This is a genomic window from Paraburkholderia sp. BR14320, assembly GCF_040948665.1.
Taxonomy (GTDB): domain Bacteria; phylum Pseudomonadota; class Gammaproteobacteria; order Burkholderiales; family Burkholderiaceae; genus Paraburkholderia; species Paraburkholderia youngii.
Genome location: NZ_JBFPKG010000045.1, coordinates 1 through 24,341, shown reverse-complemented (window position 1 = coordinate 24,341; position 24,341 = coordinate 1). Strand labels below are relative to the sequence as shown.

Genomic DNA, 24,341 nt, shown 5'->3' with positions numbered 1-24,341 from the left:
CTTCTCAAAGTTCCGAGTTGACAGGCAATAAGGAGAATAGACCGGTTAGCGCATTCCGGTAAAAACCGGCCTGCGGATCGAAAATGTAGGTGCGTGTCTCGCCGTTCTCGACGTCGGTCCAGACGAGCGGCGACAGCGGCGCGCCGATCGAGCGCAGATAGGCGAGCTGGGCAGAGTCGGCGAGCGTCACGCGGTAGCTCTGGTCCGGCTGCGTTGCACGCTCGAAGATCTTCGCGACCTGATTCGCGAGTTCGGGGCTGTGGATCACGAGCAGCAGCTCGGTGTTCAGATTGGCCGAGCGCGGATCGAGGTTCATCGAGCCGATCACAAGTATCTGGTGGTCGATCACGTAGGTCTTCGCATGCAGGCTCGCGCGCGAACGGGAGCCGACCAGCCCCACGTTCGGCGTTTCCTGGCGCGGCCTGAATTCGTACAGCTCGACGCCAGCCTTGAGCAGCGGCACGCGAAACGGACTGTAGCCGGCCTGCACGGCGACTGCGTCGGTGGCCGCGAGCGAGTTGGTCAGCACCGCGATACGGATGCCGCGATGCGTGAGCTCGCTGGCCGCCTGCACGCCAGAGGCATGCGGCACGAAGTAGGGCGACACGATCAGGAAGTCGTGCTGCGCGTCGCGCATCAGTTCGCGCAGCCGCGCGAGCGGCGGGCTCACGTAGTCTGGCGACGGATGCTCGATCTTCTCCGGCAGGTCCACCCTGAATTCCGCGCGCGCCCACGTGAGGCCGAGCTGCTCGCTCGTGATCTGCGCGGCGAGCGGCGTCGCGTTCAGCGGTTTCGCGTTGTACGGATCGGCGTTGGTGCGCCAGTGATGGCGCAGGTCGTCGCGCGTCTGGTCGAGTTCGTTCTGATCGAACTTCTGCTTGTTCAGCGCGCGCAGCGGATAGGCGAGGTCGCTGTTCCAGTAGTCGTCGAAACTCGCGGAGACGTCGGCGACGATCGGGCCCGCCGCGAGCACGTCGAGATCGCGGAACTGCAGCGTTTCGCTCGCGCTGAAGTACTCGTCGCCCAGATTGCGCCCGCCGACGATCGCGAGCTGGTTGTCCGCGATCATCGCCTTGTTGTGCATGCGGCGCGTGAAGTGGCCGATCTGCGTGAACACGTTCGCGGTGCGCTCGAACAAGCCTTCCTGCGCGCTGCCGAACGGGTTGAACACGCGGATCTCGATGTTTTGGTGCGTATCCAGACCCGCCATGATGCTGTCGATGTCCTTGAAGTTCAGATCGTCGACCAGCATGCGCACCCGCACGCCGTGATCGGCCGCATATAACGCGGCGCCGAGCAGCAGCTTGCCGGTGGTGTCCTCGTTGGCAATGTAGTACTGCATGTCGAGGGTTTTGGTCGCCGCGCGCGCGAGCGCGATGCGCATTTGCAGCGCGTCGGTGCCGTTCGCCAGCACACGGAAACCCGACTGCTCCGGATGCTTCGCCTCGAGCGGCGCGAGCGCTTCGCGCAGCGGCGTATCGGCGGTGGCCGGCAGCGCGTGCGTCACCTGGCGGTCGAATGCGGTGGCGGGCGGCTTCGTCGCGCAGGCGGTCAAAAATGCCGCCGCGCAACAGAGCAGGAAGATTTGCCTCGTTGTGCTGACTATCGAGCGGCGGCGCGCGGCCCGCCTATGTTGTTCGAATTGGCCCTGCACGCTGTTTTCCCCTTGTTGCAAGCTTTTCGCGTGGCGACAGCGCAGGCCTGTGCACGCTGTCGAGAAAACCATTCTAAGGGAATTGGGGCGCGGGTTCCGCGTACGTCGGCAAACGCAGCGGAGTGCCGCGCGTTGGTCGCGCGGGCACCGCGGTTCGGTGATCCATCACCTGTTACGAACCACGGCGCGCGAACGCTGTATCAGACGCGCTCGGCGTGCAGCGCGCGCTCGCCCTCGGGATGGGTCGAGCCTTTCGCCGGTCGGCCCGCCCACACGCCCGCGAGCAGCGAGCCCGACAGGTTGTGCCAGACCGAGAACAGCGCGCCCGGCAGCGCGGCGATCGGCGTGAAGTAGCGCTTGCCGAGCGTCGCGGCGAGGCCGGAGTTCTGCATGCCGACTTCGATCGCGAGCGTACGGCAGACGGCTTCGTCGAAACCGAGCAGACGGCCGCCCCAGTAGCCGCCGAGCAGGCCGATACCGTTGTGCAGCACGACGCCGATCATCACGAGGAAGCCCACCGACGCGATGCTCTTCTGCGTGCCGCCCACCACCGCGCCGATGATCAGCACGATCGCGACCATCGACACGAGCGGCAGGATCGGTTCGATCTTGCGCACCAGCTTGCCGAACAGATGATTGACGACGAGACCGACGACGATCGGCAGCGCGACGATCTGCAGGATGCTCATCAGCATGCCGTGCACATCGACAGAGATCGACGCGTCGACGTAAAGGCGCGTGAGCAGCGGCGTCGCGAATACGCCGACGAGCGTCGACAGCGCGCTGATCGTCACCGACAACGCGACGTCGCCGCGCGCGAGATAAATCATCACGTTCGACGCGGTGCCGCTCGCAACGCTGCCGACCAGCACCATGCCGGCGGTCAGGTCGGGCGGCATGCGCAGCGCCTTCGCGATGACCCATGCGGCGAGCGGCATCACGTGGTAGTGCAGCACGATGCCGGCGATCACCGGCGCGGGGCGCGTGAACACGCGCAGGAAATCGCCGGCCGACAGCGTGACGCCCATCGCCAGCATGATGATCGTGAGGAGCGTGGTGACGTGCGGTGCGACGCCGGAAAACGAGGCCGGCGAGAAGTACGCGGCGACCGAGACGAGCACGGCCCAGAGCGGAAACAGGCGGGTGACGCGGGCAAGCATGAGGGGTGGTCCTTGGTTATGTTGTATCGCGAGAAAGCGGGGGCCGCGGCGCGGCCGGGTGTCGGCCGGCGTTGCGGCGTTCGCCGCGCCGAAGCACGGTGAAGCGGGTGAAGCGGCTACGGCAAGCGCCGTGGCGAAAGCGCGGCAGACGCGGGCGGCCAGTCGGAGCCGCACGCGTCGCGGGCAATGGTGGGGTGTCCCGGCGGCGCCAGTCCGGCGCCTGCCTTCGTGAGGCGCGCCGTCGTGCGGTTCGTGGCATGAGCGCGGGTTAGCGCTCGCGTGCAGCGGCGGGCATTTTACCTTTTACAGGGAGTGCTTCAGGAGCGAAGCTTGCCGCTACTGCTCAGACCGAGTGCGCGGGCGGTGTGGCCGATGCCACCGTCGGCGGCTGCCGCCCGCTCAGCTTGTGAAAACGCAGCGTCATCAGCAGCGCGACGCTCGCGAGGCCTGCGGCGAGCCCCCACCACAAGCCGCGCGCGCCGAGGCCGGCGCGAAACGCGAGCAGATAGCCGGTCGGAAAACCGATCACCCAGTAGCCGAATGCGGCGGCGATCATCGGGATGCGGGTGTCTTTCAGGCCGCGCAGACAGCCGGAGCCTACCGCCTGCATCCCGTCGACGATCTGGAAGATCGCCGCCACGCCGAGCAGTGAACTGGCGAGCGCGATGGTCGGCGCGTTGGCGGGATCGTCGAGATGCAGATACAGCCCGACGATCCAATGCGGCGCGGTGATCAGCACGAGACCCGACATCGACATGAAGCCGACGCCGAGCGCGAGCGCGACGAAGCCCGCGTGGCGCGCGGCGAGCGGCTGACCGGCGCCGGCCCAGTAGCCGACCCGCACATTGGCCGCCTGGCCGATCGACAGCGGCACCATGAACGCGACCGACGCGACGTTCAGCGCGATCTGATGCGCGGCGAGTTGCGATTCGCCGAGCAGGCCGACCATCAGACCGGTGGCAAGGAACAGCGTCGACTCGACGCCGTAGGTGATCGCGACCGGCCAGCCGATGCCGAACAGCTCGCCCATCAGCGGCAGCTTTGGCCGCGTCGCGACGACGAAATGCCGGAAGCGCGGCCGCAGATGCAGCAGCGCCATCAGCACGAGCGCGGTCAGCCACACGGTGATCGTGGTCGCGGCAGCCGAGCCGAGAAAACCGAGCCGCGGCAGCCCATACGCGCCGTGAATCAGCCCGTAGTTCAGAAAGCCGTTCACGCCGACGCTCACGATCGACACCCACAGCAGCCGCCGCGCCGCGCCGATCGCCGGCAGGAACGAGCGCATCAGGCCGACGCCGATCAGGCTCGCGGGCGCGCCCCAGCGCAACACCGCCGCGTATTGGCCGACGTTGTGCGCGAGCAGGCCCGGCTCGCCGAACGCGAGCAGGATGTGCGACGCGAACGACAACAGGATGAACGCGGGCACCGCGAGCAGCACGGATAGCAGGAAACCGGTCCAGTAGATATGCGGCACGCGGCCGTCGTCCTGCGCGCCGCGTGCGTGCGCGACGCTGATGCTGACCGAGGTCAGCACGCCTTGCAGCAGCGTGACGACGACGAAAAAGAGGTTGGCGCCGAGGCCGCCTGCGGCGAGCGCGTCGGGGCCCAGCGAGCCGAGCAGGATCGTGTCCGTCACGCTCATCGCCATCTGCGACAGTTGCGCGATCGCGAGCGGCGCGGCGAGCCGCGCGGTGTCGGCCGCGTGGCGGGATAGGGTCGGCGGCCGGCTGGCCGCGTGGGCGAAGCTGGGTTGAGTCATCGAATGCCTGGCGGCGAAAGTTGGCCACTGCGGTGGCAACAGCAGTGGCGACAGCGAAAGGCGGGCGCGAGCGGCGCCGCATTGCATCGCGCCGCGCTCCGACGGGCGTTGGAGCGGTGGCGCAGCGGGCGGGGAAATTCCGCGGCGCGGCGGCGAGCCGGTCAGCCGACTCCTCGCCAGTGGCGCGGTCCGTCGTTTACCTGTCGAAACCGACAGCTTATTGCCTCGCCCGGGCGATGTCGATGGACAACGCACAGTTCCGGTGCGCGGCGTCCTGCGAATTTCCGGAGTGACGTCAGCCTTCGTGGACCGCGATCCGCGTATCGCCGAGCAGCACGACCTGGCCCGCGCGGATCTTGCAGGTTTTGCGCGTCTCGACCCGGCCATCGACCATCACCGCGCCGTCCGCGACCATCATCTTCGCGGAGCCGCCGCTATCCGCGAGGCCCGTGATCTTCAGCAGATTGTGCAGTTCGACGTACTCGCCGGTCAGGGTGAAATTGAGATTGGGCATGGCGTTTGCACCTTGGGCACGGGTCGCGTTGGGGGTTCGCATCATAAAGCAAGTGCACGGCGGCGCGGCGGCTCGGGGCCGTCGCGCCTGTTCTGGATGCATCCAGCGAGCCATCACGCAAGCAAATGAAAGTAGATGTTATTCAGTTGTCGGAAAGTGAAACGTTCCGTAACGCTGGTCGCACCGGATGGATTTCACTCCTAAAGTGCACCTCAGCAGCAAAGCCCGCTGGTACTCCGGGATCGCTCCCCGGCCACCCATCCAGCGACGCACAGACCTGGCGGGGCGCGTGGACCATTCAGTCTTCACGACGCCAGAGAGTCCGCCCGAGTCACAACTAAGTCTAGAGAGGATTGCCATGACCCAGATTCGTACGCTCCTGATCGGTACCGCCCTCACTGCTTTTGCCGCGACGGCCGCCGTCGCGCAGACCGCGCAGCCGTCAACAGGCATCGGCGGTCAGGCGCAGATCCAGAGCCAGGGGGCCGCCGGGATGGCGCCGCCGTCGGCGGCCGGTGCCCAGGGCATGCAGGTGCCGCCTTCGGCGCAAGGCATGCAGCAAGTCCCAGGCGCGCCCGCCGCGCAAGGCGTCGCCGCGCCGCCGCCGGCACGTCTGACGGCTTCGGGCTCGACCGACCCGCTCGTGCAGAAGCGCGACGCCGACGCGAAGGCCAACGCCGAGTATCGCGCGGCGAAGAAGTCCTCGAAAGCGGAACTGAAGGCGGAGCAAAAGGCCGCGAAGGACCAGTACAAGGAGCAGGTGCGCGGCGCCAAGCTGAACCAGAAGGCTGACAAACAGAGCGCCAATAACGAAATGAAGATGGAGATGGAAGGGCAGGCTGCCGCGCAGGCCGACGGCGCGGACGTCAAGCACTAAGCCCCGCAGGATGCCGCGGCGCGTGGGTCGGCGAGGCTCGCCCGCCGCAGGCGTCTGTCACTTTGCAAGCTGTGCCTCATGGAGAATTCAAAATGAACATCGACCGTTCCAGCCGAAATCGCATTTACGCCGCGCTGATCGCGGCTTGCCTGTCATCGACCGTATTCGCGCAGACCGCGGACCCGGCTTCGGCACCCGCCACGCACGCGGACAAGAAGGCCGCGAAGGAACAGGCGAAGGCCGACAAGAAAGCCGCGGTCGCCCAGGCGAAGGCGGACAAGACCAAAACCGACGCGCAGGCCGACGCCGACAAGGCCGCCGCTGATGCCAACGTGAAGGACGCGAAGAAGCAGTAGCGGGCGGTTTGGACCGGCGCGCAGGCACCCCAAAAAAGGGGCGCTTGTCGCATGGGGTTGTATGGATATACAGTATGCGTCGCATCCTGAAAATCCATCCAACCCGTTAAAAACCGCTCAGTGTCCACCGTCGCCGAATCCGCTCCGTCGTTCGATACCGCCGCCTGGCTCGCCAAGCTCAACGACGCTCAACGCGAAGCCGTCGAATACGGGACCGACACGCCAGACGCGCTGCCCGGCGCGCTGCTCGTGATCGCGGGCGCCGGCTCCGGCAAGACCAACACGCTCGCGCATCGCGTCGCCAATCTGGTGGTGAAGGGCGCCGATCCGCAGCACATCCTGCTGTTGACCTTTTCGCGCCGCGCGGCGCTCGAAATGACCCGCCGCGTGACACGCATCACCGGCGCCGCGGCTACCACCGTCGGTGCACGCGCCGCGCTCGCGCAAGGGCTGACGTGGGCGGGCACGTTTCACAGCGTCGGCGCGCGGCTGTTGCGCGAATACGCGGATCTGATCGGCCTCGCACCCGCGTTCACGATCAACGACCGCGAAGACTCCGCCGACCTGATGAACCTCGTGCGCCACGAGCTCGGACTGTCCGCGAAAGAGCGGCGCTTTCCGGCGAAGGGCACCTGCTTCGCGATCTACTCGCGCGTCGTCAACACCGGCGCATCGCTCGGCCAGGTGTTGGACAGCGCGTTTCCGTGGTGTCGCGAGTGGGAAGACGATCTGCGCCGGCTGTTCGCCGCGTACGTCGACGCCAAGCAGAAGCAGAGCGTGCTCGACTACGACGATCTGCTGCTCTACTGGTCGCACATGGCCGCCGAGCCCAGCATCGCGGCCGATCTGTCGGCGCGCTTCGACCATGTGCTGGTCGACGAATACCAGGACACCAACCGCCTGCAGGCGTCGATCCTGCTCGCGCTGAAGCCGGACGGCCGCGGCCTGACCGTGGTCGGCGACGACGCGCAGTCGATCTATTCGTTTCGCGGCGCGACCGTGCGCAATATCCTCGATTTCCCCACGCAGTTCGAGCCGCCCGCGAAGCAGGTCACGCTCGAGCGCAACTATCGCTCGACCGAGCCGATTCTCGCGGCGTCGAACGCGGTGATCGAACTCGCGAGCGAGCGCTACACAGAAGAATCTGTGGACCGACAAGGCGTCGGCGCAGCGCCCGCGCCTCGTCACGGTCGCCGACGACGCGGCGCAAGCTCGCTACGTCGTCGAGCAGGTACTCGAAGCGCGCGAGCAGGGTGTGAAGCTGAAGTCGCAGGCGGTGCTGTTTCGCGCCGCGCATCACAGCGCCGCGCTCGAGATCGAACTCACGCGCCGCAACATTCCGTTCGTCAAGTTCGGCGGGCTCAAATTTCTCGACTCGGTGCATGTGAAGGACGTGCTCGCGGTGCTGCGCTGGGCCGAGAATCCGCGCGACCGCGTCGCCGGCTTTCGCGTCGTGCAACTGCTGCCCGGCGTCGGTCCGGCCACCGCGGCGAAGGTGCTCGACGACATCGTCGCGCGCGCGGGTGGCGGCGATCCGGTCGCGACCGCGGGCGGTGTACTGGCCGCGTTTGCGGCGCCCGCAAGGGCGCAGGAAGACTGGCATCCGTTCGTCAAGCTGATGTCGAGCGTGTACGGCCGGCAAACGCCGTGGCCCGCCGAGTTCGAGATGGTGCGGCGCTGGTACGAACCGCATCTGGAGCGCAATCACGAGGACGCCGCGGTCCGTCACGCGGACCTGCTGCAGATGGAAAGCATCGCGGGCACGTATCCGTCGCGAGAGCGCTTCCTGACCGAACTGACGCTCGATCCGCCCGACGCCACTAGCGACGAATCCGGCGTGCCGCTGATCGACGAGGACTACCTGATCCTGTCGACGATCCATTCGGCGAAGGGCCAGGAGTGGCGCAACGTGTTCGTGCTGAATGGCGTCGACGGCTGCATTCCGTCCGATCTGGGCACCGGTAGCGACGAGGAAATCGACGAGGAGCGGCGCCTGCTCTACGTGGCGATGACGCGCGCGAAGGAAGACCTGCATATCGTCGTGCCGCAGCGCTTTTACGTGCACAACCAGACGCATCTGGGCGACCGCCATGTGTGGGCGTCGCGCACCCGCTTCATCGCCACGCCGATGCTGCCGCTTTTCGACGCCTACGCGTGGCCGCGCGTGCCGGTGGCGAGCGCGCCGAGCGCGGCGGGGCTTGCCGCCGCAGCGCAGGCGAAGATCGAGATCGCGGCGAAGCTCAGGAAGATGTGGGACTGAGCGGCTAGCGCCGCTCGGGTCAGTGGCAGCTCAACGCGGCTGCCGCTGCTGTTGCTGCGCGACCGGAGGCGGCGGCACGAAGAAATTGCGCAGCCATGCCGCGAGCCGCGAGAACACGTCGTACGGCTCCTCGACGAAAATCTCCGGCTTCAATAGCCGCAGATACTCCATGATCTGCTGCGCTTCCTGCTTCTGAAACGTGCCGTGCGAAATGCCGAGCCGCAACAGCCCGCGCAGTTCACCGAGCTTCTCGCGCGCGGTGCTGCCCACGCTCGTCTCGCACGCGATCTTCGCCTCGTAAACGCGTTGGCGCAGCGATTCGACGAGCCGCCATGCCGGCGTCTGCATCACTTCCTCGAGCGCCTGGATGTCCTGCACCGTGCTCTTGATCTGCGAGGCGAGCGGATCGACCAGCGTCGCGTCGCCTTCCGCTTCCTTGACGATCGCGGCGGCCCAGTCGCGGCATTGCTTGGTGAGTTCCTCGGGCGTCCATTCCGAGCGCGCCGCGAAACCGAAGCCGAACTCGCTCGCCTGGCGCATCAGGATCGACACGACGTCGGGAAACTCTTTGTCCAACGTGCGTTTGGCCCAAGCGTACTGGCCGCCTTGCAGCATCCGCTGCACCGCGTGTTCGGTGAGCGGCACCATGTTGTCGAGCAGCTTCGCGCGCAAGAAATCTTCGAACGACGGCGTCGCGAACTGCGGATCGAGCTTCAGCGAGACCCGCAAAAAGGCCTCGAAGTCTTTGCGCAGCGACGCGACGGTCTCGTCCTTCAGTTTCAGGGTGATTTGACCCATGTGTTATCCCGTTTAATGCGGCCGCGCGCGGCACGCCGTGGCACGATCGCCCGGTCACTTCCGGACCGAGGCGACGCGACGCCGGCTGCCGACGCGCTCGATTTCAAGCTGTTGCCGCGTAACCAACGGGACGATTCCCGATGAGCGGACCTCGACTGCATATCGGCGGGGTGGCGGGAAACTTGAGGGCGGCCCGGCGACGGGTGCGGGCTTTGGAGGGGTGCTTCGGGCGCTTGCGCGCCTCGCTGCGACTGGGGAGGGGCGCGCTTACTTCAGTACCACGCACTGCCACACGAAGAACACCACGAGACCGACTGCGATGGTCAGCAGCGGCCTGCGCGTCACGGCACTGACGACGACCGCGGCGAGCGCGCCGACCAGCTGCGGATTGCGCCAGGTCAACTCGGCGTTGTTGCCGTGCGGCGACACGGCCATCGGGACGATGATCGCGGTTAGCACGGTCACCGGCACGAAGCTGAGCGCGGTGCGCATCAGCGGCGGGAACACGAGGCGGTCGCCGAGCACGAACACGGCCGCGCGGATCAGCCATGTAATCGCGGCCATGCCGACGATCAGAACGACGTAGTTCATCGCGTGGCCTCCACCGGACGGCGCGCGCCACGCGGGTTCAGACGCGACATCGACAGCAGTACGCCGACCGCGACCCCAGCGAACACCGCGCCGAGCAGGCCGAGCTTGTACGGCCAAGCTTGCCAGAAAAATGCCAGTGTGCCCGCGGTGACGGCCGCCGCGATATAGCGCAGCGCGACCAGTTGCGGCACGACGATCGCGATGAACGTCGCGACCATCGCGAAGTCGAGGCCGAGCGACTGCAGCCCCGGGAAGGCCGCGCCGAACAGCAGGCCGGCGACGGTCCACAGCTGCCAGTTCAGATACATCGCGACGCCGGCGCCGAAGAAGTAGTACGGACCGACGGTGCCCGGCTCGCGATGCCGGTAGTGCTCCCACGCGACCGCGAAGACTTCGTCGGTGAGCAGCGCGCCGAGCGCCCAACGCCAGCGCTTCGGCAGATGCGCGACGTGCGGCGCGAGCGTGGCGCTATACAGCACGTGACGCAGATTGACGACGAGCGTGGTCGCCCAGATCACGGCGAAGCTCGCATGTCCGGCGATCAGACCGAGCGCGATGAACTGAGCGGAGCCCGCGAAGACGACGAGCGACATCAACTGGCCGTGCCACAGATGCAGCGGGCCGGACGTCACGAGCGTGCCGAAAATGACGCCAAACGGCGCGGCACCGACCATCATCGGGATGATGTCGCGCGCGCCGGCGGCGAATTCTTTGAGATGGCTGCCGTGGGTGGGCTGGCCTTGGGTGGAATCGGTCAATCTGAGCCTCCTTGATTTCGGAAGCATAGCGACTGACCGGCGCTCGGACTTGTACGTTCTTGCGGCGGGGTGCTGATGCGGTGCTACCGCGTAGCGGGGGGATGGCTGGTGAAGGGCTGGCGAAGTCCGGTGAATTGTGGCTCGATGCTCACCGCGCGCGGCGCACGCGACGGCGGTGCCGCGTCGCGTTACGAGCCGCGCTGTGTGCCCTGCCATTGGCCCGGCGGCACGCCGAACATGCGCCGGAAATGCCGCGTGAAATGGCTCTGATCGGTGAAGCCGCTCGCGGCAGCGACGTCGGTCACCGGGACGCCGGCGCGCAACGGCGCGAGCGCGCGCTGCAGGCGCACCTGATTGCGCCACGCATGAGGCGGCAGGCCGGTCGATTGCGTGAACAGCCGCGCCGCGTGGAACGGCGACAGACCCGCGGACTTCGCGACTTCGGCGAGCGTCACCGGTTCGACGAGGTCGCCGGTCAGCCGCTCCTGCATCAGTGCGACGCGGGTATCGTCGGTGGCGACGCGCGCGGAGGCGGGGCGCGTCTGCGCATAGCGGACCAGCAAGGTGGACAGTGCGTCGAGCATCGCGGCTTCGGCGGCGAGCGCGTCGTCGCCGGCTTCGAGCAGACGGTGCGCGTGCCCGAGCCGCATCGCGAGATCGGGATCGCGGATCACGCCGGGCGCAAACCACGGCAAGGCCTGCGGTTTCCCGGCGACTTCGTCGGCAAGCGCGCGGAGGAACTCGACCGGCGCATACATCACGCGATACCGCCAGCCTGCCTCGACCGCCTTCGACCCCGTATGCAACTCGCCCGGATTGATGATCGGCACGCTGCCCGCTTCGGCGACATGGTTCTCGCCGCGATACCGATAGCATTCCGCACCCGCGACGATCACCGGGATCGTGTAGGCGTCGTGCCAATGCGGCGCGAACTCGTGGTCGTGATATTCGGCGGTGAGCAGATCCGCGCCGGGCAGGAGCGGCGTGCGCCAGTAGCGGGCGGAATCGCGGAAACGAGGGGTGGCGGTCATGACGAAAGTCCGGCAGGACCGGTCAGTTTAACGCGTCGTGGTGTCGTGGGTGTGCACGGCGATGGGCGCGCGGGCGCGCAGCGTCGCGCCGCGTGCCGCTCGCGCCGTCAATTGACGATACTTGCGTTATTTGAGCGGAATCGTCGTGCCGGTCGGCATCGGCACGGCGCTCACGCTGTTTTTCGCACTGCCGCTGACCACACGGTCGCTGTAGGTCAGATAGACCAGCGCGTTGCGCTTCGTGTCGACTACTCGCACCACGTGCAGCGACTTGAAGATCAGCGACATGCTGACCGAGAACACGTCGTCCTTCTGCTTGATGGGGCCGGTGAAATGCAGCTCCCCGACCTGGCGACACGCGATCGACGCCTCGGTAGGATCTTCGGCGATTCCGAGCGTGCCTTTGACGCCGCCGGTCCGCGCCCGCGACACGTAGCAGGTAACGCCTTGCACGGCGGGATCGTCATAGGCTTCGACGACCACCCGATCGGAGCCGGTAACGTGAAAATTCGTATTGACGCTGGCAATTTCTTCGCCGTGCGCCGACGAGAGCAGCAGGGCGCCGATCCCCGTGAGCGCGATGTGTAGCGAGGTGGATTTCATGAGCGTGCCGGTTGAGTGTCTGGAGTGAGCCGGCGCCGAGGGTAAAACGTGCGCCGTGAAGCTGCCATCCTATAACGGCGTTCGGCGCGCGTGAGGGGATGATCGGCGCGCAAAAACAAAAAGGCCCGCACGGATGCGGGCCTTTCAATATTTTGGCTCCTCGACCTGGGCTCGAACCAGGGACCTACGGATTAACAGTCCGGCGCTCTACCGACTGAGCTATCGAGGAACAGCAGTACAACTTGATCTACATAAAAAAACCCGTCTTGGTTAACGGGCTTTTGCAATTCTTGGCTCCTCGACCTGGGCTCGAACCAGGGACCTACGGATTAACAGTCCGGCGCTCTACCGACTGAGCTATCGAGGAACAGAACAACAACAGCAGAGAAGCGAAATTGTAGAGGCGGCTTAAACGCCTGTCAATACCCCTGCGCGCATCTTCATATCAAATCTGAATGGGCAGGCGCGCGACAGGCGGCCACGCTCAGCGCGCGAGCAGCGCGAGCTTTTCCTTCACGTCCTTGAATTCCTCGGCTTCCGGCAGCGGCGCCTTGGTCTTCGTGATGCTGGGCCACGCTTTCGCCAGGTCGGCGTTCAGCGCGATGAAGTCCTGCTGGTCGCCCGGCACGTCTTCTTCGGCATAGATGGCGTTCACCGGGCACTCGGCCACGCACACAGCGCAGTCGATGCATTCATCGGGGTCGATCGCGAGGAAGTTGGGACCTTCGCGAAAGCAGTCCACCGGGCACACATCGACGCAGTCGGTATAGCGGCACTTGATGCAGCTTTCGGTCACAACGTGAGTCATTCAGGCAGCTCCTGCATGCGGAATCAGGGAAGGCGCGGACGCCAAAAGAGTTATTGTAACTTAACGTCAACAGGCAGATGAAACATCGGCCCATGCGTCTTATATGTTTTTGTGATTAGTTTATGGGGTGCCGCGAGCGGCCCCGGACAACCGGCGCAGGCCGGTGGCACGATGGATGCGGATGCATTCGGGTAACATGCGTCAGGTTGGCGCGCCGCTCGCCTCAGCGCGTCCGTTGCAAGGGTGCCGTGAGCCCTTTTCGTTTTTTCAGCGGTCCAGTTCGTACCATCATGATTATTACTTCGCTGCTCGATACCGATCTGTACAAGTTCACGATGATGCAGGTGGTGCTGCATCATTTTCCCGCCGCGAACGTGGAGTACCGCTTCCGCTGCCGCACGCCGAACGTCGATCTGGTGCCGTACATCGGCGAGATTCGCGACGAAGTGCGCAAGCTCTGCGAGCTGCGTTTCACTGACGACGAGCTCGACTATCTGCACCGCATGCGCTTCATCAAGGGCGACTTCATCGAGTTCCTCGCGCTGTTCCATCTGAACGAGAAGTACATTTCGATCACGCCGTCGCCGAAGGGCAATGGCGAAATCGACATCGACATCAAGGGGCCGTGGCTGCATACCATCCTCTTCGAGATCCCGGTGCTTGCGATCGTCAACGAAGTGTATTTCCGCAACACGCAGCAAACGCCCGACTATCACGTAGGTCGCGGCCGTCTGCTCGACAAGATCCAACTGCTCGGCGCGCGTCCCGAATACGCCGACTGCAAGATCGCCGATTACGGCACGCGCCGCCGTTTCTCGAAGCAATGGCACGAGGAGGTGATCCTCACGCTGAAGGACGGCCTCGGCGAGCAGTTCGCCGGCACGAGCAATGTCTTCTACGCGATGAAGCACAGCCTGACGCCGCTCGGCACGATGGCGCACGAGTACCTGCAGGCTTGCCAGGCGCTCGGTCCGCGGCTGCGCGACTCGCAGATCTTCGGCTTCGAGATGTGGGCGAAGGAATATCGCGGCGACCTCGGGATTGCGCTCTCCGACGTGTACGGCATGCAGGCGTTCCTGCGCGACTTCGACATGTACTTCTGCAAGCTGTTCGACGGCGCTCGCCACGATTCCGGCGATCCGTTCGACTGGGGCGAGCGCCTGCTCAAGCACTACGAGGCGAATCGCTGCGACCCGCGCACCAAGGTCCTCGTGTTCTCCGACGCGCTCGATATCCCGAAGGTGCTGCAGCTATACGAGCGCTTCCGCGGCCGCTGCAAGCTCGCGTTCGGCGTGGGCACCAATCTGACCAACGACCTCGGCTACAACCCGCTGCAGATCGTGATCAAGATGGTCCGCTGCAACGGTCAGCCTGTCGCGAAATTGTCGGACTCGCCGGGCAAGAACATGTGCGAGGACAAGGCGTATCTCGCGTATCTGCGCCAGGTGTTCGGCATCGCGCAGCCGGAAGAAGAGGCGGCCAAGTAGCACGCTTCGCGGCCTGCTTTTCGGTTCATCGCCTGTTCATGATCGGCTCGCGTTCGGGGTGGTGTAGGGAACAGTGTCGCCGCACTCTCGACGCCCGGCAATATGCCGTTCGGCCAGGGTGTTTGCTTGCAAGGCCGCCGGTATAATCCTCGCCATATCGCACGGCTGTCGACACGAGGATTTCGCCCATGGACACATCGATTGCCCGCCGCAACATCCTGGCGCGTATCCGCGCCGCGCAAGGGCGCGAGCCCGAGCCGAGCGCCGCCGAGCGCGAAGCCGCGGCGGACTATCTCGCGCGTCATCCGGCCGGTCCGCGTCCGGACATCCCCGTCGATCTGCGCGCACAGTTCATCGAAGAAGCGCAGAAGATGTCGACCACCGTCGACACCGTTCAAACCCTCGCCGATGTGCCCGCCGCCGCGCATCGCTACCTGACCCAACACGGCTTGCCGCTGCAGGCCATCGCGTGGCAAACGCTGCGCGATCTGCCGTGGGCCGAAGCCGGCCTCGCCGTCGAATTTCGCAAACCCCAAGACAACGACGTGGTCGGTCTCACCGGCTGCTTCTGCGCGACCGCGGAGACCGGCACGCTCGTGTTGCTCTCCGGACCCGAGACGTATGCGTCGGCCGGGCTGCTGCCGGAGACGCATATCGCGATCGTGCCGGCGTCGCGCATCGTCGCGGGTCATGAGGAGGCGTTCGGCCTGATCCGCAAGGAACGCGGCGAGCTGCCGCGTGCGGTCAATTTCGTGTCGGGGCCGTCGCGCACCGGCGATATCGAGCAGACCATCGTGCTGGGCGCGCACGGCCCTTACCGGGTGCATGCGATCGTCGTGCAGGATGCTTGAACGCGTCGGGCGGCGACTTGCTAACGCATGTGCGAAGCACGCGGTATCTGTCGTATGTGCGCTGGCAAACCGTGGCAAGTCCTGTATCGGCATGAGTTCACAGTCTGGTCGTCTGAGCCTGTGGCTCGCCGTTGCCTCCACGCTCGCGCTGTGCGCGCCGTCCGTGCATGCCGCGACGCTCGACGGTGCGCGCTTGTCTGCGCTGTGGGGCTTGCCCTTCGCGGGTGTGCTGCTGTCGATCGCGATCTTTCCGCTGATCGCGCCAGCCTTCTGGCATCACCATTACGGCAAGATCGCCGCGGCGTGGGCGCTCGCGTTCATCGTGCCGTTCGCCGTGAGCTTCGGCACGAGCGCCGCGCTAGGCGCGCTCGCACATGCCATGCTCGACGAGTACATCCCGTTCATCATTCTGCTGACCGCGCTCTACACCGTCGCGGGCGGCATTTGCGTACGCGGCAATCTGCACGGCACGCCGCGCCTGAACACCGCGATTCTCGCGCTCGGCACGTTGCTCGCGAGCGTGATGGGAACGACCGGCGCGGCGATGCTGCTAATCCGCCCGCTGCTGCGCGCCAACGACAATCGCCGCCATGTGACCCACGTGGTCGTGTTCTTTATCTTCCTAGTCGCGAACATTGGGGGCGCGCTGTCGCCGCTCGGCGATCCGCCGCTCTTCCTCGGCTTTCTCGAAGGCGTGAGTTTTTTCTGGACCACCACGCATCTGGCGGCTCCGATGCTGTTCGTGAGCGGCATGCTGCTCGCCGCTTTCTACGCGCTCGACTCGTACTACTTTCACCAGCGCGAGGAGGCACGTTCGGCCTTCCTCGACCCGACGCCCGACGGCGCGCCGCTCGGCATCGACGGCAAGATCAATTTCGTGCTGCTCGCCGCGGCGATCGCGCTCGTGCTGATGAGCGGACTGTGGCGCCCGCAAATCACATTCGACCTGCTCGGCACTCACGTCGCGTTGCAAAACATCGTGCGCGACGCCGCGCTGATCGTCGTCACGCTGCTATCGCTCGTGTGGACGCCGCGCGCCGCCCGTGCCGGTAACGACTTCAACTGGGCGCCGATCGAGGAAGTCGCCAAACTGTTCGCCGGCATCTTCGTGACGATCGTGCCGGTCATCATGATCCTGCGCGCGGGAGATGCCGGCGCGTTCGCGGGCATCGTCCATCTGGTCAACGATCCGTCCGGTGAACCGCGCGACATCATGTACTTCTGGGCGACCGGCCTGCTATCTTCGTTTCTCGACAACGCGCCGACTTACCTCGTGTTCTTCAACCTGGCCGGCGGCGACGCGCAGACGTTGATGACCACCGGAGCAACCACGCTCGCGGCGATTTCAGCCGGCGCCGTGTTCATGGGTGCGAACACCTATATTGGCAACGCGCCGAACTTCATGGTGAAGGCGATGGCGCAATCGCGCGGCGTGCGCATGCCAAGCTTTTTCGCGTATATGGGTTGGTCGGGCGCGATGTTGCTGCCGTTGTTCGCGCTCACCGGCTGGCTCTTTTTTGGACGCTGACTCTGCAACGCCGAGGCACTCCCTCGACGTGCGATACGGAGACTTGCAATGCAGAAAATCCTCGTTGCCCGTTCGATCTTTCCCGATGTGATCGAGCGGCTCAAACAATACTTCGACGTCGACTGGAACGAGGGCGACGTGTTGCCCGCCGACGAGCTGAAGCGCCGTCTCGCGGACAAGGACGGCGCTCTGACGGCCGGCGAGATGATCGACGCGAGCGTGCTCGCCGCGGCACCGCGTCTGCGCGTCGTGTCGAACATGGCGGTCGGCTACAACAACTTCGACATGGCCGCGTTCAACGCGGCGAACGTGCTCGGCACCAACACGCCGGACGTGCTGAACGAATCGACCGCCGACTTCGGCTGGGCGCTGATGATGGCCGCCGCGCGCCGCATCGCCGAGTCGGAGCACTGGCTGCGCGCGGGACTCTGGCAGAAGTGGAGCTACGACGGCTTCCTCGGCAGCGACCTGTACGGCTCGACGCTCGGTGTGATCGGCATGGGCCGCATCGGTCAGGCGCTCGCGCGTCGCGCGCAGGGCTTCAATATGCGAGTCATTTATCACAACCGCTCGCGCGTCGCGCCGCAAATCGAGGCCGAGCTGAACGCGGAATACGTGTCGAAAGAGGATCTGCTGCGGCGCGCCGACCACGTCGTGCTGGTGCTGCCGTACACCAAAGACAACCACCACACGATCGGCGCGGCCGAACTCGCGCTGATGAAGCCGAGCGCGACGCTGACGAACATCGCGCGCGGCGGCATCGTCGACGATGCGGCATTGGCCGAAGCGCTGCGCGACAGGCGCATCGCGGCCGCTGGTCTCGACGTGTTCGAGGGCGAACCGAATCTGCATCCGGCGCTGCTAAGCGTGCCGAACGTCGTGCTGACGCCGCACATCGCGAGCGCGACCGAAACCACTCGCCGCGCGATGGCGAACCTCGCCGCGGACAATCTGATCGCCGGGCTCGGCGCAGGACCGCGCGCCGGTCAGCCGCCGAATCCGATCAACCCCGACGTGATCGGCAAGGCGCGTTCATGACGATGATTCTGGTGGCGGCCGTCGCGGTGCTGGCGGTCGCCCTCGTGATCGCATTGGCCTTGCTGATGCGCGGTCACGACCGCACGGAGCAGCACGAGCAGTTCGAGATGCTGAACGCACGCGTCGATGCCGTCGTCGACGCCCAGGTGCATATCGCCGAGCGGCTCGAGCGGCAACTGCGCAACGACATCGCCGAGACCGCGCGCGTGTCGCGCACCGAGCAGAGCGGCGGCTTCGCGCAGTTTCAGCAGACCCTCGCCGCGCAGTTCAGCAGCATGACCACGGTGCAGGGGGGCAAGATCGACGGCTTCGCGCAGCAGCTCGATGCCGTGCGTCACAGCCTGCAGGCGCAGGCGCAGCAGGCGCGCGACGAGCAGGGCCGCTCGCTCAAGCAGTTCGGCGACACGCTGAGCCTGCAACTCGGCCAACTGACCGAGGCGAACGACCGGCGCTTCGCCGAAGTGCGCGCGACGATCGAGCAGCGTCTGAAGGACATCGAGGCGAACAACGCGACGCGGCTCGAGGAGATGCGCCGCACCGTCGACGAAAAACTGCATGCGACGCTAGAGCAACGGCTCGGCGAATCGTTCAAGCTGGTGTCCGACCGGCTCGAACAGGTGCATCGCGGGCTCGGCGAAATGCAGACGCTGGCGGCCGGTGTCGGCGATCTGAAGCGCGTGCTGACCAACGTGAAGACGCGCGGCACGTGGGGTGAAGTGCAGCTCGAAGCCTTGCTCGAACAACTGCTCACCGCCGATCAATACGCGAAGAACGTTGCGACCGTGCCGAAGAGCGCTGATCGCGTGGAGTTTGCGATTCGACTGCCGGGGCGTCCGGAACCCGGCGGCGCGAATACGCCGGTATGGCTGCCGATCGACGCCAAATTCCCGCGCGAGGATTACGAGCGGCTGATCGAAGCGCAGGAGCGCGCCGATCCCGTTGCGGTCGAGGAAGCATCGCGCGCACTCGAAGTGCGGATTCGCGCCGAGGCGCGCACCATCGCGGAGAAGTACGTGGCGCCGCCGCATACGACCGACTTCGCGCTGCTGTTTTTGCCGACCGAAGGCCTGTACGCCGAAGTGCTGCGCCGGCCGGGGCTCTCGGATCTGCTGCAGCGCGACTATCGCGTGACGATTGCGGGGCCGACCACGCTGACCGCGTTGCTCAACAGTCTGCAGATGGGTTTCCGCACGCTCGCGATCGAAAAGCGTTCGAGCGAGGTGTGGCAGGTGCTCGGCGCAGTGAAGACGGAGTTCGGCAAATTCGGCGACGTGCTCGCGAAGACCAAGGCGCAGCTCGAAACGGTCACACGTTCGATCGAGGCCGCCGAAACGCGCACGCGCATGATGAACCGCAAACTGCGCGACGTCGAGGCGTTACCGGGCGAGGAGGCGAGCGGGTTGCTCGGGGATGCGCTGTCGGGTGTGGAACCCGATGAGCAATGACGGGTGAAGCGCTGGAATCCGGGTTCTTTTGGCCCGACGCGCCAGCGCATCGCCCGTCACGCTTCTTCCGGTGCGTCGGCCAGATGGATTTCGATACCACCGAAGCGCGACGCGACCCAGTTGTAGGCGTGGCACGCGATCCACAACAGCACGAAGCCGAGGATCGCGTTCAACAGCAGCGCGCTGAATACCGTGCTCAGCTCCACCGAACCGTAGCGAACGAAAGCGACCACCACGCCGAGCAGCACGATCGGCACCGAGAACGTCAGATACACGAGGATCAGCGCTTTGGCCGTCTGTCCTGGTGCGATGAACGAGATCTGTTTTTTCATGTAAGTCAAACCCCAGTGTGTCTTAGTAGTGGTAGTGGGTGGAGTGCGGATCAGATGCTGATGTAGTGCCGATGTCGTGCGATCGATGCGCCGCCTGGAACGTCAGATGAGACCGTCGAACAGCATGATCGACACGCGATCGCCGACGTCGATTTCGCCCTCGTCGTGGCCGAGCACGATGAAGCAGTTCGCTTCGCTCATCGAACTCAGCACGCCGGAGCTTTGCGAACCGGTCGGGCTCACGTGCCAGTGTCCGTGCGCGTCCTGTTCGGCGATGCCGCGCTGGAATTCGGTGCGGCCCGCGCGCTTGTTCACCGCCGCGCGGCTCGTCGCGTGAATCACCGGCAATGGCCGCGGCGTCGCGCCGGCCATCAGCAGCAGCGCTTCGCGCACGATCTGATAGAACGTCACCATCACGGCGACCGGATTGCCGGGCAGGCCGAAGAATAACGCAGGTTTGCCGAGCCCTGGCTGGGCGCCGGACCACAGGCGGCCGAACGCGAGCGGCCGGCCGGGGCGCATCGCGAGACTCCAGAAGGCGACGTCGCCGAAAGTCTGCAGCAGTTGCTTCGTGAAGTCCGCTTCGCCGACCGACACGCCGCCCGAAGTCAGCACCACGTCGGCATTGGCCGCGGCACTGCGCAGCGCGGCTTCGAGCGCGGCCGGCTCGTCACGCACGACGCCGAGATCGAGCGCGTCGACGTTCAGGCGCCGCAGCATTGCAAACAGCGTGTAGCGGTTGCTGTCGTAGACCGAGCCGGCGTCGAGCGGCTCGCCGAGCGAGCGCAGCTCGTCGCCGGTCGAAAAGAACGCAACCCGCAGACGCCGCCGCACGCTGACTTCGCCGATGCCGAGCGACGCGAGCAGGCCGAGGTCCGACGCGCGCACGATGCGCCCGGCATGCAGCGCGACGTGGCCGCGCGCGAGATCTTCGCCGGCGCGACGGCGGTTCGCGCCCGCCGCGACCGCGCTGGCCGCGAAGCGGATCGAAGGGGAATCTGCGCTGTCGCGCTCGACCCGCTCTTGCGGCACGACGGTGTCGCAGCCGGCGGGTATGCAGGCGCCCGTCATCACGCGCACGCACTGGTTCGCCGCGACGCGGCCCGTGAACGGATGGCCCGCGAGCGCCTTGCCGGCGACGGTCAGCTCGACGCTGTCCGCGCCGCCTCGCATACCGGCCGTGAGCGCCGCGTGATTAAACGCGTAACCGTCCATCGCGGAGTTGTCGTGCGCGGGCACGTCGATCGGCGACACGATGTCGGCGGCGAGCACGCGCTCGAGCGCATCGCGCAACGCCACGCGCTCGACGGCCGCCACGGGCGTCGCCCACTGCCGGACGATCGCCTGAGCGGCCGGGACGGGTAGCGCATGAGGATCGTACTGCGCGACGCAGCGTGAAAAGTCGTTGAGCGTGGTCATGAATGGCTGGGCGTCGCGACCGGAGACGGGCGCGGCTATTGCCGTGCGGCCGGAGCGGATGTCAGCCGGGGCCTCGATTACGTTCGAGGTCGGCGAGTTCTTGTAACGAGTTGGCATTGTAGAACGCGCGCTCGTCGGCAAAGACGACTTCGACCGTCTTGTGGCGCGCGTACCACGCGCGGACCTTGCGTTCCCCTGCGGCCAGACAGGCGGCCAGGTCGTCCGCGACGGCGGTGCGCATCAACGCGAACACTGGGTGCAGCGAAGTTTCGCCATGAGTGTCGACGGTGGTGACGGTCGCGATATCGGCGTGGTTCGCGTCGAGCGCATCAGCGAGGCGCACGGCGAGGTCGGCCGGCAGCCACGGCGAATCGCAGGGCGCGCTCAGCAGGTAGGCCGTGCCGGCGGCACGCAGTCCGGCGAGCATGCCGGCGAGCGGGCCGGGAAAGTCGGGCAGCGGATCAGCGACGACCGTCGCGCGATACGGCGCGCCGAGCGCGGCATAGATGTCGGGATGGCGGTTCGCGCTGATCATCAGCGGGCCGGTCTGCGGCGCGAGGCGTCGTAGCACGTGAGCGGCGAGCGCTTCGCCGTGCAGCGGCTGCAGCCCCTTGTCGACGCCGCGCATGCGCGTGCCGCGCCCGCCCGCAAGCACGAGGCCGGTGATCTGTTCGCGGGGGATGGACATGCGCCGGCCGCTCAGCCGCCGATGTAGGACATTTCGACGCGACGCCCGGCCGGCTCGCTCGAATCGGCCGGCTGGCTGCCGCGCAGCTGCGAGTAGCGGTCACTGCGGCCCTGCCAGATTTCGGCGATCGCGGTGGCGATCTCGGCATCGCTCGCACCGCCGCGCAACAGCGCGCGCAGGTCATGCCCGCCCGATGCGAATAGGCACAGGTACAGCTTGCCCTCGGTCGACAAACGCGCGCGCGTGCAATTGCCGCAGAACGCGCGGGTGACGCTCGAAATGACGCCGATCTCGCCGCCGCCGTCGGCATAACCCCAGCGTTGCGCGGTTTCGGCGGCGCTGTGCGCTTCGAGCGGAACGAGCGGGAAATGCTCGGCGATGCGCGTGACGACGTCGGCGGAAGGCAGCACTTCGGTCATGTTCCAGCCGTTCGAGGTGCCGACGTCCATGTACTCGATGAAGCGCAGCACCGCGCCCGTGCCTCTGAAATGACGCGCCATCGGGACGATTTCGCCGTCGTTGGTACCACGTTTGACGACCATGTTCACCTTGATCGGGGCGAGCCCGACCGCCTGAGCGGCGGCGATGCCGTCGAGCACGTCGGCGACCGCGAAGTCGGCGTCGTTCATGCGGCGAAACAGTGCGTCGTCGAGCGCGTCGAGGCTGACGGTCACGCGCGTGAGGCCGGCGTCCTTCAGGCTGCGCGCCTTGCGCGCGAGCAGCGAGCCGTTGGTGGTCAGCGTGAGATCGAGCGGGCGGCCGGCAGGGGTGGTCAAGCGGGCGAGCCGGTCGATCAGGAACTCGAGGTTCTTGCGCAGCAGCGGTTCGCCGCCCGTCAGGCGAATCTTCTCGACGCCATGCGCGACGAATTGCTGCGCGAGCCGCTCGATCTCCTCGAAACTCAGCAGCGCGCTGTGCGGCAGGAACGCATAGTCCTTGTCGAACACCGCGCGCGGCATGCAGTAGACGCAGCGGAAGTTGCAGCGGTCCGTCACCGAGATGCGCAGGTCGTGCAGCGGACGCGCGAGCGCATCGTGCAGCGCGCCGCTAGGCGCCTGCACTGGGCCGGTGATGACCGGCGCCGCGCTGAGATCGGCAACAGGGATGATGCGTCGTGGCATGGAGTGCTTCGTCAGAGGCTTGAACGGATCGCGGATGATTAATTCTATCGGAAATGCCCGTGATGGCAGGCGGACGGCGCGCGTTGTCGGGGTATACGGGGAGCGACGTGGCGCGCCTTGCGGCCAGGACAAAACGTCCCAAAAAAAAGCCCGCCGGGAAGGGCGGGCTTTTTCACGTACAACGACGCGGCTTACTGCGGATGCTTGATCGTCTCGACCTGTTGCATCGGAGTGTTGTCGACCGGCGGCAGCGCTTTGCGCTCGCGGACGACGCGCGGCGGCTTGACCGTCTGCGCCGCCGCTTCCTGCGCGGCACGCAGTTTGTCGGCGTCGGTGTTCACCCAGATCAGGCCAGCTTGCTCGAGGATCGGCTGCAATGCATCGGCCGATGCGGCGGCGGGCGCTGCGCTGCGCACGGGCGCCGGCTGCGGGGCCGCAGCGACGTGCGCCGGTTCGGCCACGGCCGGTTCCGGTGCGACGACCGGTTGCGGCTCGACGATCTCGGCCTGCGGTGCCGGCACGGCTGCCGGTGCCTCGACGATCGTGGCCGGAGCCGCGGTGTCGAGCGCAGCCGGGGCGGCTTGCGGTTCGCTCGGGACGGCCGGTTGCGCTTCCAGCGCCGGCTCGACTGCCGGCGATTCGGCATGTGCGGCAGGTTCGACCGGGGCAACCGGCGCGACCGGTTCGCTCGCGGCCGGCGCGGCTTGCTCTGCTTGCGCCGGCGTTTCGATAGCCGGTTGCGCCGCCACCGGAGCCTGCTCGACCGGCACGACCTTTTCGGTCTTCGCGGCATTTTCCGCGGCGAGAGCCGGCGTTTCGGCTGCCGCATGCAGTTCGGTCACGACGGCGCTTTGCGTTGCGACAGCGGCGACCACCACTTCGACCGGGGTCACGTCCTTCGCTTCACTGGCCGCAGGCGTGTGCTCGACAGGCTGCTCGATACGCACCGGCGCTTCGTCGCTGGCGGCAACGTTGTCACCTTCCGCTTCCGCGACGTCCGCCGCGAGGTTGCCATTCACGTCCTCTTCACGCTCGCGACGACCACCACGACGGCCGCGACGGCGACGACGACGCTCTTCACCGTCACGCGCGACCGCTTCCTGGTCGACCGGCACGCCGTTTTCACCGGCTGCGGCGCGGTTGCGCGCGAGTTCGTCGGCGGCTTGCGTGTCGGTTTGGGTTAGCGCCGCGGCGGCTTCCGCCTGCGGCTTGCGACGCTCGCCACGCTCGACGCGTTCAGCGCGTTCACCACGCTCGCGGCGC

22 protein-coding genes, 2 tRNA genes and 2 pseudogenes are annotated in these 24,341 nt (G+C 66.3%); 9 read left to right on the top strand and 17 right to left on the bottom strand.

The features are described from left to right. Window positions 1-4 precede the first annotated feature (4 nt). From AB3X89_RS30280 to AB3X89_RS30265, 4 genes are all read right to left on the bottom strand, one after another. Window positions 5-1,726: a phospholipase D family protein gene (locus AB3X89_RS30280; protein ID WP_368586557.1), complete on the bottom strand. Its 1,722-nt coding sequence runs from the start codon at window positions 1,724-1,726 to the stop codon at window positions 5-7. 128 nt (window positions 1,727-1,854) lie between these two features. Next, the gene (locus AB3X89_RS30275) at window positions 1,855-2,814 is read right to left on the bottom strand and encodes a bile acid:sodium symporter family protein (RefSeq protein ID WP_368586556.1); all 960 of its coding nucleotides are present in this window, start codon (window positions 2,812-2,814) and stop codon (window positions 1,855-1,857) included. 343 nt (window positions 2,815-3,157) lie between these two features. Beyond that, window positions 3,158-4,573, bottom strand: coding sequence for an MATE family efflux transporter (locus tag AB3X89_RS30270; RefSeq protein ID WP_368586555.1), 1,416 nt, complete (start codon window positions 4,571-4,573; stop codon window positions 3,158-3,160). A gap of 295 nt (window positions 4,574-4,868) precedes the next feature. Next, window positions 4,869-5,087 (bottom strand): RNA-binding S4 domain-containing protein, encoded by a 219-nt coding sequence (locus AB3X89_RS30265; protein ID WP_013090085.1) that lies wholly within the window; start codon window positions 5,085-5,087, stop codon window positions 4,869-4,871. Between the two features lie 358 nt (window positions 5,088-5,445). Between AB3X89_RS30265 and AB3X89_RS30260 the strand changes: the two genes are divergently transcribed. The 4 genes and pseudogenes from AB3X89_RS30260 to AB3X89_RS30245 all read left to right on the top strand — a co-directional run bounded on the left by AB3X89_RS30260 (window position 5,446) and on the right by AB3X89_RS30245 (window position 8,580). Next, the gene (locus tag AB3X89_RS30260) at window positions 5,446-5,964 is read left to right on the top strand and encodes a hypothetical protein (protein WP_368586554.1); all 519 of its coding nucleotides are present in this window, start codon (window positions 5,446-5,448) and stop codon (window positions 5,962-5,964) included. A gap of 92 nt (window positions 5,965-6,056) precedes the next feature. Further along, window positions 6,057-6,320 carry a hypothetical protein gene (locus AB3X89_RS30255; protein WP_368586553.1) on the top strand — a complete coding sequence of 88 codons (264 nt, stop codon included), beginning with the start codon at window positions 6,057-6,059 and terminating at the stop codon, window positions 6,318-6,320. A gap of 120 nt (window positions 6,321-6,440) precedes the next feature. Beyond that, window positions 6,441-7,292 (top strand): annotated as a pseudogene (locus AB3X89_RS30250) (ATP-dependent helicase); the annotation flags it as partial. A gap of 172 nt (window positions 7,293-7,464) precedes the next feature. Beyond that, window positions 7,465-8,580, top strand: a complete 1,116-nt coding sequence (locus tag AB3X89_RS30245; protein ID WP_368586588.1) for a 3'-5' exonuclease — start codon at window positions 7,465-7,467, stop codon at window positions 8,578-8,580. Window positions 8,581-8,610: 30 nt separating this feature from the next. Here AB3X89_RS30245 and AB3X89_RS30240 read toward each other — a convergent pair whose 3' ends face one another. From AB3X89_RS30240 to fdxA, 8 genes are all read right to left on the bottom strand, one after another. Then, window positions 8,611-9,378: a DUF4088 family protein gene (locus AB3X89_RS30240; protein ID WP_176105434.1), complete on the bottom strand. Its 768-nt coding sequence runs from the start codon at window positions 9,376-9,378 to the stop codon at window positions 8,611-8,613. Window positions 9,379-9,645: 267 nt separating this feature from the next. Continuing rightward, the gene (locus tag AB3X89_RS30235) at window positions 9,646-9,969 is read right to left on the bottom strand and encodes an AzlD domain-containing protein (protein ID WP_368586552.1); all 324 of its coding nucleotides are present in this window, start codon (window positions 9,967-9,969) and stop codon (window positions 9,646-9,648) included. Further along, on the bottom strand, window positions 9,966-10,727 hold the full coding sequence (locus AB3X89_RS30230) for an AzlC family ABC transporter permease (protein WP_368586551.1): 762 nt from the start codon (window positions 10,725-10,727) through the stop codon (window positions 9,966-9,968). Before AB3X89_RS30230 ends, AB3X89_RS30235 begins: the two co-directional genes overlap by 4 nt. A gap of 188 nt (window positions 10,728-10,915) precedes the next feature. Continuing rightward, window positions 10,916-11,758 carry an AraC family transcriptional regulator gene (locus AB3X89_RS30225; protein WP_368586550.1) on the bottom strand — a complete coding sequence of 281 codons (843 nt, stop codon included), beginning with the start codon at window positions 11,756-11,758 and terminating at the stop codon, window positions 10,916-10,918. A 126-nt stretch (window positions 11,759-11,884) separates the two neighbouring features. Then, window positions 11,885-12,361 carry a CreA family protein gene (locus AB3X89_RS30220; RefSeq protein WP_368586549.1) on the bottom strand — a complete coding sequence of 159 codons (477 nt, stop codon included), beginning with the start codon at window positions 12,359-12,361 and terminating at the stop codon, window positions 11,885-11,887. A gap of 153 nt (window positions 12,362-12,514) precedes the next feature. Continuing rightward, window positions 12,515-12,590 (bottom strand) — tRNA-Asn (locus AB3X89_RS30215). 62 nt (window positions 12,591-12,652) lie between these two features. Then, window positions 12,653-12,728, bottom strand: a tRNA-Asn gene (locus tag AB3X89_RS30210). Window positions 12,729-12,845: 117 nt separating this feature from the next. After that, a complete protein-coding gene (gene fdxA, locus AB3X89_RS30205) occupies window positions 12,846-13,169 on the bottom strand; it encodes a ferredoxin FdxA (protein ID WP_090801209.1) in 324 nt (107 codons plus the stop codon). Between the two features lie 290 nt (window positions 13,170-13,459). Between fdxA and pncB the strand changes: the two genes are divergently transcribed. The 5 genes from pncB (at window position 13,460) to AB3X89_RS30180 (ending at window position 19,518) form a co-directional block, all read left to right on the top strand. Beyond that, on the top strand, window positions 13,460-14,656 hold the full coding sequence (gene pncB / locus AB3X89_RS30200; protein ID WP_368586548.1) for a nicotinate phosphoribosyltransferase: 1,197 nt from the start codon (window positions 13,460-13,462) through the stop codon (window positions 14,654-14,656). A 188-nt stretch (window positions 14,657-14,844) separates the two neighbouring features. Then, window positions 14,845-15,507 (top strand): lactate utilization protein C, encoded by a 663-nt coding sequence (locus AB3X89_RS30195; protein ID WP_368586547.1) that lies wholly within the window; start codon window positions 14,845-14,847, stop codon window positions 15,505-15,507. A gap of 91 nt (window positions 15,508-15,598) precedes the next feature. Continuing rightward, complete coding sequence (locus tag AB3X89_RS30190) at window positions 15,599-17,035, top strand: sodium:proton antiporter (protein WP_368586546.1); 1,437 nt, start codon at window positions 15,599-15,601, stop codon at window positions 17,033-17,035. 48 nt (window positions 17,036-17,083) lie between these two features. After that, window positions 17,084-18,073 carry a 2-hydroxyacid dehydrogenase gene (locus tag AB3X89_RS30185; RefSeq protein WP_368586545.1) on the top strand — a complete coding sequence of 330 codons (990 nt, stop codon included), beginning with the start codon at window positions 17,084-17,086 and terminating at the stop codon, window positions 18,071-18,073. Then, complete coding sequence (locus AB3X89_RS30180; RefSeq protein WP_368586544.1) at window positions 18,070-19,518, top strand: DNA recombination protein RmuC; 1,449 nt, start codon at window positions 18,070-18,072, stop codon at window positions 19,516-19,518. Before AB3X89_RS30185 ends, AB3X89_RS30180 begins: the two co-directional genes overlap by 4 nt. A gap of 56 nt (window positions 19,519-19,574) precedes the next feature. Here the strand turns inward: AB3X89_RS30180 and AB3X89_RS30175 are convergent, their stop codons facing one another. The 5 genes and pseudogenes from AB3X89_RS30175 to AB3X89_RS30155 form a co-directional block, all read right to left on the bottom strand. Then, entirely contained in the window at window positions 19,575-19,850 is a 276-nt protein-coding gene (locus AB3X89_RS30175) for a hypothetical protein (RefSeq protein WP_008923126.1), read from the bottom strand. A gap of 102 nt (window positions 19,851-19,952) precedes the next feature. Beyond that, complete coding sequence (gene glp, locus AB3X89_RS30170; protein WP_368586543.1) at window positions 19,953-21,269, bottom strand: gephyrin-like molybdotransferase Glp; 1,317 nt, start codon at window positions 21,267-21,269, stop codon at window positions 19,953-19,955. A 61-nt stretch (window positions 21,270-21,330) separates the two neighbouring features. After that, a complete protein-coding gene (gene mobA / locus AB3X89_RS30165; RefSeq protein ID WP_368586542.1) occupies window positions 21,331-21,957 on the bottom strand; it encodes a molybdenum cofactor guanylyltransferase MobA in 627 nt (208 codons plus the stop codon). An 11-nt stretch (window positions 21,958-21,968) separates the two neighbouring features. Next, window positions 21,969-23,078 (bottom strand): GTP 3',8-cyclase MoaA, encoded by a 1,110-nt coding sequence (gene moaA / locus AB3X89_RS30160; protein ID WP_368586541.1) that lies wholly within the window; start codon window positions 23,076-23,078, stop codon window positions 21,969-21,971. A gap of 191 nt (window positions 23,079-23,269) precedes the next feature. Beyond that, window positions 23,270-24,341: pseudogene (locus AB3X89_RS30155) on the bottom strand (ribonuclease E/G); the annotation flags it as partial.

What these genes read in the sequence shown, in the direction of transcription:
- mobA (WP_368586542.1), bottom strand. Translation starts at nt 21,957, where the DNA reads ATGTCCATCCCCCGCGAACAGATCACCGGCCTCGTGCTTGCGGGCGGG.
- AB3X89_RS30260 (WP_368586554.1), top strand. Translation starts at nt 5,446, where the DNA reads ATGACCCAGATTCGTACGCTCCTGATCGGTACCGCCCTCACTGCTTTT.
- glp (WP_368586543.1), bottom strand. Translation starts at nt 21,269, where the DNA reads ATGACCACGCTCAACGACTTTTCACGCTGCGTCGCGCAGTACGATCCT.
- AB3X89_RS30275 (WP_368586556.1), bottom strand. Translation starts at nt 2,814, where the DNA reads ATGCTTGCCCGCGTCACCCGCCTGTTTCCGCTCTGGGCCGTGCTCGTC.
- AB3X89_RS30195 (WP_368586547.1), top strand. Translation starts at nt 14,845, where the DNA reads ATGGACACATCGATTGCCCGCCGCAACATCCTGGCGCGTATCCGCGCC.
- fdxA (WP_090801209.1), bottom strand. Translation starts at nt 13,169, where the DNA reads ATGACTCACGTTGTGACCGAAAGCTGCATCAAGTGCCGCTATACCGAC.
- moaA (WP_368586541.1), bottom strand. Translation starts at nt 23,078, where the DNA reads ATGCCACGACGCATCATCCCTGTTGCCGATCTCAGCGCGGCGCCGGTC.
- AB3X89_RS30280 (WP_368586557.1), bottom strand. Translation starts at nt 1,726, where the DNA reads ATGGTTTTCTCGACAGCGTGCACAGGCCTGCGCTGTCGCCACGCGAAA.
- AB3X89_RS30240 (WP_176105434.1), bottom strand. Translation starts at nt 9,378, where the DNA reads ATGGGTCAAATCACCCTGAAACTGAAGGACGAGACCGTCGCGTCGCTG.
- AB3X89_RS30270 (WP_368586555.1), bottom strand. Translation starts at nt 4,573, where the DNA reads ATGACTCAACCCAGCTTCGCCCACGCGGCCAGCCGGCCGCCGACCCTA.
- AB3X89_RS30190 (WP_368586546.1), top strand. Translation starts at nt 15,599, where the DNA reads ATGAGTTCACAGTCTGGTCGTCTGAGCCTGTGGCTCGCCGTTGCCTCC.
- AB3X89_RS30225 (WP_368586550.1), bottom strand. Translation starts at nt 11,758, where the DNA reads ATGACCGCCACCCCTCGTTTCCGCGATTCCGCCCGCTACTGGCGCACG.
- pncB (WP_368586548.1), top strand. Translation starts at nt 13,460, where the DNA reads ATGATTATTACTTCGCTGCTCGATACCGATCTGTACAAGTTCACGATG.
- AB3X89_RS30180 (WP_368586544.1), top strand. Translation starts at nt 18,070, where the DNA reads ATGACGATGATTCTGGTGGCGGCCGTCGCGGTGCTGGCGGTCGCCCTC.
- AB3X89_RS30265 (WP_013090085.1), bottom strand. Translation starts at nt 5,087, where the DNA reads ATGCCCAATCTCAATTTCACCCTGACCGGCGAGTACGTCGAACTGCAC.
- AB3X89_RS30220 (WP_368586549.1), bottom strand. Translation starts at nt 12,361, where the DNA reads ATGAAATCCACCTCGCTACACATCGCGCTCACGGGGATCGGCGCCCTG.
- AB3X89_RS30235 (WP_368586552.1), bottom strand. Translation starts at nt 9,969, where the DNA reads ATGAACTACGTCGTTCTGATCGTCGGCATGGCCGCGATTACATGGCTG.
- AB3X89_RS30175 (WP_008923126.1), bottom strand. Translation starts at nt 19,850, where the DNA reads ATGAAAAAACAGATCTCGTTCATCGCACCAGGACAGACGGCCAAAGCG.
- AB3X89_RS30185 (WP_368586545.1), top strand. Translation starts at nt 17,084, where the DNA reads ATGCAGAAAATCCTCGTTGCCCGTTCGATCTTTCCCGATGTGATCGAG.
- AB3X89_RS30255 (WP_368586553.1), top strand. Translation starts at nt 6,057, where the DNA reads ATGAACATCGACCGTTCCAGCCGAAATCGCATTTACGCCGCGCTGATC.